Annotated in this window: 2 rRNA genes; both read left to right on the plus strand. The window is 53.2% G+C overall.

Going from position 1 to position 1,655, the window contains the following annotated elements:
• A 23S ribosomal RNA gene (locus tag IFT80_RS21475) occupies window positions 1-1,366 on the plus strand; the annotation flags it as partial.
• A 148-nt stretch (window positions 1,367-1,514) separates the two neighbouring features.
• A 5S ribosomal RNA gene (rrf, locus tag IFT80_RS21480) occupies window positions 1,515-1,630 on the plus strand.
• The last annotated feature ends 25 nt before the right edge of the window (window positions 1,631-1,655 follow it).

Genomic DNA, 1,655 nt, shown 5'->3' on the forward strand with positions numbered 1-1,655 from the left:
AGACGACGAAGTGGTTGATGCCATGCTTCCAAGAAAAGCTTCTAAGCTTCAGGTAACCAGGAACCGTACCCCAAACCGACACAGGTGGTTGGGTAGAGAATACCAAGGCGCTTGAGAGAACTCGGGTGAAGGAACTAGGCAAAATGGCACCGTAACTTCGGGAGAAGGTGCGCCGGTGAGGGTGAAGGACTTGCTCCGTAAGCTCATGCCGGTCGAAGATACCAGGCCGCTGCGACTGTTTATTAAAAACACAGCACTCTGCAAACACGAAAGTGGACGTATAGGGTGTGACGCCTGCCCGGTGCCGGAAGGTTAATTGATGGGGTTAGCGCAAGCGAAGCTCTTGATCGAAGCCCCGGTAAACGGCGGCCGTAACTATAACGGTCCTAAGGTAGCGAAATTCCTTGTCGGGTAAGTTCCGACCTGCACGAATGGCGTAACGATGGCGGCGCTGTCTCCACCCGAGACTCAGTGAAATTGAAATCGCTGTGAAGATGCAGTGTATCCGCGGCTAGACGGAAAGACCCCGTGAACCTTTACTATAGCTTTGCACTGGACTTTGAATTTGCTTGTGTAGGATAGGTGGGAGGCTTTGAAGCGTGGACGCCAGTCTGCGTGGAGCCAACCTTGAAATACCACCCTGGCAACTTTGAGGTTCTAACTCAGGTCCGTTATCCGGATCGAGGACAGTGTATGGTGGGTAGTTTGACTGGGGCGGTCTCCTCCTAAAGAGTAACGGAGGAGTACGAAGGTGCGCTCAGACCGGTCGGAAATCGGTCGTAGAGTATAAAGGCAAAAGCGCGCTTGACTGCGAGACAGACACGTCGAGCAGGTACGAAAGTAGGTCTTAGTGATCCGGTGGTTCTGTATGGAAGGGCCATCGCTCAACGGATAAAAGGTACTCCGGGGATAACAGGCTGATACCGCCCAAGAGTTCATATCGACGGCGGTGTTTGGCACCTCGATGTCGGCTCATCACATCCTGGGGCTGAAGCCGGTCCCAAGGGTATGGCTGTTCGCCATTTAAAGTGGTACGCGAGCTGGGTTTAGAACGTCGTGAGACAGTTCGGTCCCTATCTGCCGTGGACGTTTGAGATTTGAGAGGGGCTGCTCCTAGTACGAGAGGACCGGAGTGGACGAACCTCTGGTGTTCCGGTTGTCACGCCAGTGGCATTGCCGGGTAGCTATGTTCGGGAAAGATAACCGCTGAAAGCATCTAAGCGGGAAACTTGCCTCAAGATGAGATCTCACTGGAACCTTGAGTTCCCTGAAGGGCCGTCGAAGACTACGACGTTGATAGGTGGGGTGTGTAAGCGCTGTGAGGCGTTGAGCTAACCCATACTAATTGCCCGTGAGGCTTGACCATATAACACCCAAGCAATTTGTGTCGAACGACCAGATTGCGGTGACTGTGGAGATGACACGAACCGAAAGTTCGCAGCAAGACAACCCACAAACATCACATACCCGATTCGCTGGAGTGCCTCCCAAAGGGCATCCCGGCTACAGAATTTCTTGACGACCATAGAGCATTGGAACCACCTGATCCCATCCCGAACTCAGCAGTGAAACGATGCATCGCCGATGGTAGTGTGGGGTTTCCCCATGTGAGAGTAGGTCATCGTCAAGATTCAATTCCGAAACCCCTATCTGCG

The organism is Pseudomonas sp. CFBP 8771 (assembly GCF_014841695.1).
GTDB lineage: Bacteria > Pseudomonadota > Gammaproteobacteria > Pseudomonadales > Pseudomonadaceae > Aquipseudomonas > Aquipseudomonas baltica.